We start from the raw sequence: 7,830 nt of genomic DNA on the forward strand, positions 1-7,830 counted from the left end.
AGCTTCTGGTCGGTGCGGGAGTAGAACGCGATCCGGTTGCTGTCCATCGGCACCGTCACGCTGTAACCGTCCATGATCTTCGTGCCGTTGTAGACGGCCTTGAAGGTGTCGTTCCTGTAGTCGATGTCGATCGACGCGGTGTTGCCGGAGCCGTCCTTGAGGGTCTCGGTGACCGACTTCCCGTCGTCGCTGCGGCTGAAGGTGTCCACGTCGAGCTTCGACAGCAGCATCCACGGCCGGTGCACCAGGTAGTACGAGTCCGCGATGTCCGTGTCGGCGGCACCGGGCTTGATCCAGCGCGCCGACCGATTGTTGTTGAGCAGCATCGTCCTCGGATCCACGTCCAGGGCCATGCCCCCGCTGGTGGCTGTGCCGTTCTTGCCGCCGTAGATGACGCTGTGGCGCAGAACGGTCGCCATGAAGGGCACTTCGGTGTCCGTACCGCCGACCCAGCCCCCGCCTTCGGGCCCGTCGACGGCCAAGGACATCTTGCCCAGCATCGGGTACTGCTGGTTCTCGCTGTTGACGTCGATGCCGTACCTGGCGTACTCGTCCATGATCTTGAACCTGCCGCCGGTGAGGCCGTCCACGGCGCTGGCGGGGTGGGCCGGGTCCCAGTCGCTGCGCAGGACGGAGTACGTCGACAGGGCATCGATGAGCGTGGCGTCGTGCAGCCCGTAGGAGGTGATGGTGCCTCTGACCCGTTCCAGGGCACGGCCGCTGTCGACGTACTTCTTCAGTCCGGCGATGTAGCTGACGTCCGTGCCGTTCCAGGCGTTGAAGGTCTTCAGCTGGTTGTCGACCGTCCGCGAGATGTCGGCCTGGTTGTAGCAGGCGCTGGGGACCTGCGGGTTGCAGCTGTACTCGTTGTTGTACTGGTCGTCGTAGTTATCGTCGAAGGTGACGTTGGTGTTGTACAGGTTCTGGGCGTTGGCTTGGAGCGCCTTCAAACCGGCGGGACCGCCGAGGCCGGGGTTGACCGCGGTCCAGTTGGGTTCGGCGGTGTCGTGCCCGGGGTTGAACATCCCCACCAACTGCATGACCTGGGGGTTGCCGTCGATGAGGTTCGAGATCCGCCCGGACCACTTCTGGGCCTCGTCGAAGGTGAGGTCCACCCCGTGGCGGCCGACCTGGTTCTGCAGCATGTAGACGTACTTGTCGTCGTAGTAGTGCGACGGGATGGGCGGGGCCTGGTCGCGCATCGCCTTGGCGAGGTCGAGCCAGTCCACCGCTCCGTTGCCGTCGTAGTCTCCGGCGAAGGTCAGCTTCGCGATCTGCGACTGGTTGACCAGGAGGTTCTCGGTCGTCGCGCCGCCGCGGACCCGGTACTGCGCGCCGACGCCTGCGGTGTAGTGCTTGTTCGATCCGCTGGTGTACACCGAGGTGTAGGGCTGGTCGACGTAGCCCGTGATCTCCAGCCCGCCGGTGGCCCCTGAGGTGCCAACTGCGTTGACCGGCAGGTACGGTGACTCGGTGCCGTTGAAGTCGATCTTCTTCTGGGACCCGGGCCCGGCGTTGGCCAGCGTGTTGAGTCTGCCGCCGCCGTTCGCGTCGAGGATCCAGGGCGAGCCGCCGTCCTCCTGCCTGAGCGAGAGCAGGCTCGGCAGGTTCACGGCGATCAGCTGGTAGCCGGAGGTCTCAACGACGTCCTGCAGGGTGATGTCGACGTTGTGACCGGAGACGTCGTACTGGATCGCCAGCGACGCGGTCCTGGTGGTTCCGTCGCTCCAGTAGGCGTCGTAGTAGACCTTCGCCCTGGTCGCCGACGGCGTCTCGATCCGGTTGAGCCGCAGTGAGTTCGTTCCGGAGAACTCGGCCTTGGCGCTGTCGCGCGAGACCGCGGTCAGCTGCTCGAGGCTCCCGCCGTCCAGATCGTGACCGCGCAGCCGCGCGTTCGACCAGGCAGGGAAGGTGTACTGGCTCGGCAGGCCGTTGGAGGTGTCGAACTGCACCTGGACCTGTGCCGAGGCGATCGACGTCCCCGCCGCGGCCGCCGGAGTGGCCGGGGCGAGCGAGGCCGTGACCAGCGCGACGGCACAACCCGCCGCAACCAGCCACCCCTTTCCTCTTCGATTCCTTGGTGTCACGGGTGTCACGAAAAGCTCCTTCGAACCTCACGATGAACGAGGGATGGGGAGGTGGCCGCCGCCAGGACCCGTACGGTCGGACGAACTCGACCGTCCCGACGGCCGGCGCCCCCGGCTGTACCCGGTCGCCCTGAATGGTCCGATGACCGTCGGGTTCCGCTGTTCTACGCCCCAGATGTCCGGCCTGTAAAGACCTCCGGCAGGACTGGCCCGATGACATGCCCGAAATGAAGTCCAGTACACCCGATTTGCTCCATGCCTGGACTGCATTGGTCCGACTACCTAAGATCCCACCGAGCTCCCGCAGTTGCCGAAACCTACCCGTTACAGGATGTTGACAGTCCGGCAATCCAAGTCCAAGCTCGAAAAAGATCCGATGTATCTGACCGTCCGCTGATGACGGCCAGGTTTCCGGAGCGAGTGAGCAACCCTCCCGCACTGCGGCCCGGCCCAGCGCACGCCCTCGCTTCGCCGGCGCACGTGACACCACCGAAAGGGACCCCCGTGAGACACAACAAGCCCGTCATGCTCGCCTGCGCGGTCATGGCATCGCTCACCCTCGCCGCCTGCTCGAGTTCCGGCGGAAGCAAGGACGACAGCGGCAAGGGCGGCCCGGTCACGCTCAAGGTGATCGGCTGGAAGGGCGGCGCGACCGCGACCGAGGCGGACACCCTGAAGTCGATCAACGCCGCGTTCGAGGCGGCCCACCCGAACATCAAGATCGACTACGTGTACGCGCAGGGCGACACCTACTACCAGAAGCTCAACGCGGAACTCCTCGCCGGACACGCCGAGGACGTCATCATGACGCAGCCCTCCGACGCCCCGCGCTGGGCCAAGAACGGGTACCTGGCCGACCTGTCCGACCAGCCCTGGGTCGCCGACCTGGCCGCCCCGGTCAAGCCCCTGGTGACCGCCAACGGCAAGGTGGTCGTCGAGCCCAACGAACTGGCGGGCATCGGGCTGTACAGCAACATGAAGCTGCTGAAGGCTGCGGGGATCAGCGCGCCACCGGCCACGTGGCCCGAGTTCGTGGCGGACCTGAAGGCACTGAAGCAGGCCGGTCAGCCCGGGCTCGCGCTCCCGGACAAGAGCGCCTGGGAGATCTACCAGGCGATCAACGCCACCGCAGCGTCGACGGTCTTCGCCGGCAATCCGAACTGGAGCGACACCCAGGCCGCCGGTAAGGCGACCTTCGCCGGCGACGCCGGATGGAAGAGCGCGATGCAGAGGATCGTGGATCTCGGCACCCAGGGACTCATCGACTACAAGGCCCAGTTGGGCGTCGACGAGTGGTCGCAGGGCAGCCAGGACTTCGAGGCGGGCAAGAGCGCGTTCTTCCTGCAGGGCTCCTGGGCGATGAGCGATCTGTCCAAGGGCGCCGACCAGGGCCAGGTCCGGTTCACGCCGTGGCCCGGCGCCGACGACGGGCAGTCCACGGCCTCCACCGCGGTCGGAACCACGTGGGGGATCAACGCCAGGACCCGTCACAAGGCCGAGGCCCAGGAGTACTTGACGTTCTGGTCACAGTCGGCCGCGATGACTCCGTACCTCACGGCAGAGTCCTCGGCCTCGCCGTTCAGGTCCATCCCGACGCCGAACGTCCCGGGAGCCGAGACCTTCGTCTCCACCGTGGCCGCGGGCCGGTTCTGGGTGCTGCCCGCCGGCGGGTGGGCCGGCAGCAAGGGACAGAAGGCCATGGGGAGCGCCGTGCAGTCGCTGCTGCTCGGACAGTCGTCGGTCGACCAGACGCTTCAGGCGTACGACGACGCGGCCAGGAACTGACCGCCCGCATGCCCATGCGAACACGAATCCGAACGCGAACCCGATCGCGGACCCTGCTGCCGTTCCTTCTCCCGGCCATCGGCCTGTACGGGCTCCTGATGGTCTACCCGCTGGTCAGATCCATCTCGCTCAGTCTGACCGACTCCGAGGGCGGACCGGACTCCGACTTCATCGGCCTGGCGAACTATCGCGAGATGCTGCACGACCCGGCCGTGCGCCCGGCTCTGGTGAACACCCTGGTGTTCACGGTCATCGTCGTCCTGGCGCAGAACGCGATCGGTCTCGCGCTGGCCGCGCTGCTCCGCCGCTGGGGCGCCTACGGCAAGGCACTGTCCGTGGTGCTGCTCCTGCCCGCCCTGCTGTCCAGTCTGATGGCCTCGTACATCTGGTCGTCGCTCTACCAGCAGGACGGAGCGGTCAATTCGCTGTTGAACGCGACCGGCCTCGGCAGCCTGCGGCACGTATGGCTCGGCGACCCGTCGACGGCGCTGTACGCGATCGCCGTCGTCCACATCTGGATGTCCGTCGGGTTCGCCGCGGCGATCTACGCCGCCGGATTCCGGACCATCCCCGAGGACGTCCTCGAGGCGGCCCGGCTGGACGGCGCGAACCGCTGGCAGGTGTTCCGGAAAGTGGAGTGGCCGATGCTCGCACCCTCGGTGACCGTCGCCGTCACCCTCGCCCTGTTCGGGTGTCTGCGCGTGCTGGAACTGCCGCTGGTCATGACCCAGGGCGGCCCTGCCAACGCCACTGACACGCTCGGGCTGTCGATCTACAGGACGGTCTTCGACAGCGGAAACATCGGGTACGGGACGGCGCAGTCGGTCCTCCTGCTCGTCGTCGTGACCGTCCTGGTCACCGCCTCCAACGCCCTGCTGCGCCGCCGGGAAGGACGGGTCCAGTGAGTACGCCGAGCAAGATCACCCCTCACCTCGGCGGCAGGTCGGGACCGCGTGCCCCCGTGCGCGGCTCGACCCGGTCCCGGCGCGGTGCGCGGAGTCTGCCGGCACGAGCCGCCGGCACCGTGCTCGTGATCGCGTTCGTCACGCCGTTCCTGTTCGCGGTGAGCACCTCGCTGCGCACCGCGCAGGATGTGGCCGCACACGTGCTGGCCCTGCCGACCCGCCCCACCCTCGCGAACTTCTCCCGCGTCGCCTCCGACATCCACTACCCCCGCAGTGTCCTGAACACGGTGATCATCACGGGCGGCACCTGCGTGGTGGTCGTGGTGCTGGGCGCCATGGCCGGATACGCGCTCGGCCTGACGACACGCGGCTGGTCGCGCTGGACCTACCGCGCCTTCATCACCGGCATGGGCGTACCGCTGTTCGTGTTCCTCACCCCGCTCTACCTGCTTCTGCGCGACCTGAACCTCCTGGGCACCACCTTCGGCGTCATCCTGGTCTACTCCGCGTGGAACCTGCCGGTCGCCGTGTTCTTCTACACCAGCTTCGTCCGCACCATTCCCGGCGAACTGGGGGAGGCCGCCGCCATCGACGGCGCCGGTCGGCTGCGCACCTTCTTCGCCGTCTACTTCCCGCTCCTGCGGCCGGTGACGGCGACCCTTCTGATCTTCATCACCATCGCGGTCTGGAACGACCTGATGGTCCCGCTGATCTTCCTGCAGGACCCGGACCAGCGCACGGTGATGGTCAACGCCTACTCGCTGCTGGACTCCAGGGTCGTCCGGCCGACCGACCTGTTCCCGGCCGCCCTTCTCGGCATGGCGCCGCTCCTGGTCATGTTCGCGTTCTTCCAGCGCCGCATGGTCGAGGGCATGAGCGGCGGAGCCCTCAAGGGATGAGCCCGACCACCGACGACGTGAGGAAAACCCCCGTATGCCCATGCAGCCCTGGTTCCCGGACGCCAAGCTCGGGATCTTCGTCCACTGGGGGATCTACGCCGTGGACGGCGTCACCGAGTCGTGGTCGTTCTACAACGGCGAGGTGACCTACGAGCAGTACATGGCGCAACTCGACGGCTTCACCGCCGCGCGGTACGACCCCGGCGCGTGGGCGGACCTGTTCGTCCGGGCGGGCGCCCGCTACGCCGTCCTGACCGCCCGTCACCACGACGGGCTCGCCCTGTGGGACACCGCCCACGGCGACCTGTCCGTGGTCGGGCACACCCCTGCCGGGCGGGACCTGGTCGAGGGCTACGTCGACGCCGTACGCGAGCGCGGACTGAAGGTCGGCCTCTACTACTCGCACTCCGACTGGTCGCACCCCGACTACCCGACCGTCCGCGCGCCGGAGCACGCCCGGCCGGAATACGCCGACCACCCCCACAGCGAACCCGCGGCCGGCGAACCCGAGGACCCGGACGCCTGGCAGCGCTACCTCGCGTACCGCGACGGCCAGGTCACCGAACTCCTCACCCGCTTCCGACCCGACCTGCTGTGGTTCGACGGCGACTGGGAACGCTCCGAGGAGCAGTGGCGGACCCGCGAACTGGGCGAGCTGATCGCCGGCCACGTCCCCGAAGCGGTCCTCAACGCGCGGATGATGAGCCTCGGAGACTACGCCACCCCCGAGCAGGGCCCGCCGATGCGGGCGCCCGAGGGGCCCTGGGAGCTGTGCATGACGATCAACGACTCCTGGGGCTTCCGGGAGCAGGACACCAACTACAAGTCACTGCGTCAGCTCGTACGCCACTTCGCCGAGACCATCGGCATGGGCGGCAACCTGCTGCTGGACGTCGGCCCCCGGGAGGACGGCAGCATCCCGCAGGAGCAGGTCGACCGTCTCGAAGGGCTCGGCCGGTGGATCTCCACCCACGCCACCGCCGTACACGGCACGGTGGCCGGGCTGCCGGCGGGCCACCACTACGGCCCCAGCACCCTGTCCGCCGACCGCCGCACCCTCTACCTCATCTGCTTCGACCCGCCCCGCGAATTCGTCGCCCTGCGCGGCCTGCGCACCCCGGTCCGCCGCGTCACCGTCGTCGGCACCGGCACCGAGCTGCGCCACCGCACCGTCGGCGGCATCGAGGACATCCCGGGCGTTCTGTGGATCGACGCCCCCGCCCCCGCCGACCTCGACCTCGACGCCACCGTGCTGGCCCTGGAACTCACCGCCGAACTCGACCTCTACGAAGGCCCGGGCCGCGCCTGATCACCGGTCGTGATGCCGGGGCAGCGTGAGGGCCTGGCCGGCGGATGTGTCCGTCGGCCAGGCCCCGGAGGGTCAGTTGACGGTGGTGAAGCCGTCGATCAGCATGTAGTCGCCGCTCTGCTTGGTGACGGTGACGGTGTGGGGGCCCGGGGTCAGGCCGCGCTTGGAGAAGACGGCTTGCTGGGCCGACCGGCTCTCCGCGCGGGTACTGACCGTCTGCGGCGCGCCGCCGTCGATGGAGACGGCGATGTCGCCCTGGTCGCTGTTCTTCTCCGACAGGACGTCAACTCCCGTGCCGTAGAAGGTGAACGAGGCCGAGTCGTCAGCAGGGACGAACCGCTGGTGTTCACGACCTTCAGGGTGTGGGCGCCGTAGGTGAGCCCGGCCACGCTGTACAGGGGTACCTGCACCGACCGGGTGGAGGCGTTGGCGTTGACGCTGCGCACGAGCTGGCCGTCGACGTAGATGTCGGCGGCGCCCTGGTCGCTGTTCGTCTCGGTGATCAGGTCGATACCGGTGCCGGTGAAGCTCACGCTCGCCGAGTCCCCGGCGGTCGAGGTCGCGTGCACGTCGTCACCGTGGTCGCCAAGGCCCCGGCCGGTGAGGGCCGCCCACCCGCTGCCGGAGTAACTGATCGCGGACGAGTTGTCGTTGATCAACTCCGGTGCCTGCTGGTCGAGGTAGACGATGACCGGCACACCCGCCGGCACGGTCACACTGACGGCGCCGTCGGCCATCGAGACCGTGATGTCACTGCGGTGGTCCTGGTAGAGGGCGGAGGCGCGGACCTTGGCGGGGTCGGCGCCCGCCGGCAGCGGATAGGCCAGCTTCTGGTCGGTGCGGGA

General features: G+C 68.1%; 6 protein-coding genes. 4 read left to right on the forward strand and 2 right to left on the reverse strand.

Features of this window, described 5'->3' with window-relative positions; all coding sequences use genetic code 11:
• Positions 1–2,096 (reverse strand): hypothetical protein (locus IH61_RS42200; protein WP_158845887.1); only part of this gene is annotated, 2,096 nt, incomplete at its 3' end.
• 495 nt (positions 2,097–2,591) lie between these two features.
• Between IH61_RS42200 and IH61_RS0139305 the strand changes: the two genes are divergently transcribed.
• From IH61_RS0139305 to IH61_RS0139320, 4 genes are all read left to right on the forward strand, one after another.
• Positions 2,592–3,872 (forward strand): ABC transporter substrate-binding protein, encoded by a 1,281-nt coding sequence (locus tag IH61_RS0139305; protein WP_158845890.1) that lies wholly within the window; start codon positions 2,592–2,594, stop codon positions 3,870–3,872.
• A 98-nt stretch (positions 3,873–3,970) separates the two neighbouring features.
• Positions 3,971–4,777: a carbohydrate ABC transporter permease gene (locus tag IH61_RS0139310; protein ID WP_234327536.1), complete on the forward strand. Its 807-nt coding sequence runs from the start codon at positions 3,971–3,973 to the stop codon at positions 4,775–4,777.
• Positions 4,778–4,896: 119 nt separating this feature from the next.
• Positions 4,897–5,676, forward strand: a complete 780-nt coding sequence (locus IH61_RS0139315) for a carbohydrate ABC transporter permease (protein WP_051838770.1) — start codon at positions 4,897–4,899, stop codon at positions 5,674–5,676.
• Between the two features lie 34 nt (positions 5,677–5,710).
• Positions 5,711–6,985, forward strand: a complete 1,275-nt coding sequence (locus IH61_RS0139320) for an alpha-L-fucosidase (protein WP_031079148.1) — start codon at positions 5,711–5,713, stop codon at positions 6,983–6,985.
• Between the two features lie 72 nt (positions 6,986–7,057).
• Here IH61_RS0139320 and IH61_RS50470 read toward each other — a convergent pair whose 3' ends face one another.
• Positions 7,058–7,264, reverse strand: coding sequence for a hypothetical protein (locus IH61_RS50470; RefSeq protein WP_420714082.1), 207 nt, complete (start codon positions 7,262–7,264; stop codon positions 7,058–7,060).
• Positions 7,265–7,830 lie beyond the last annotated feature (566 nt).

The organism is Streptomyces sp. NRRL WC-3742, from assembly GCF_000720635.1.
Classification (GTDB): Bacteria; Actinomycetota; Actinomycetes; order Streptomycetales; family Streptomycetaceae; genus Kitasatospora.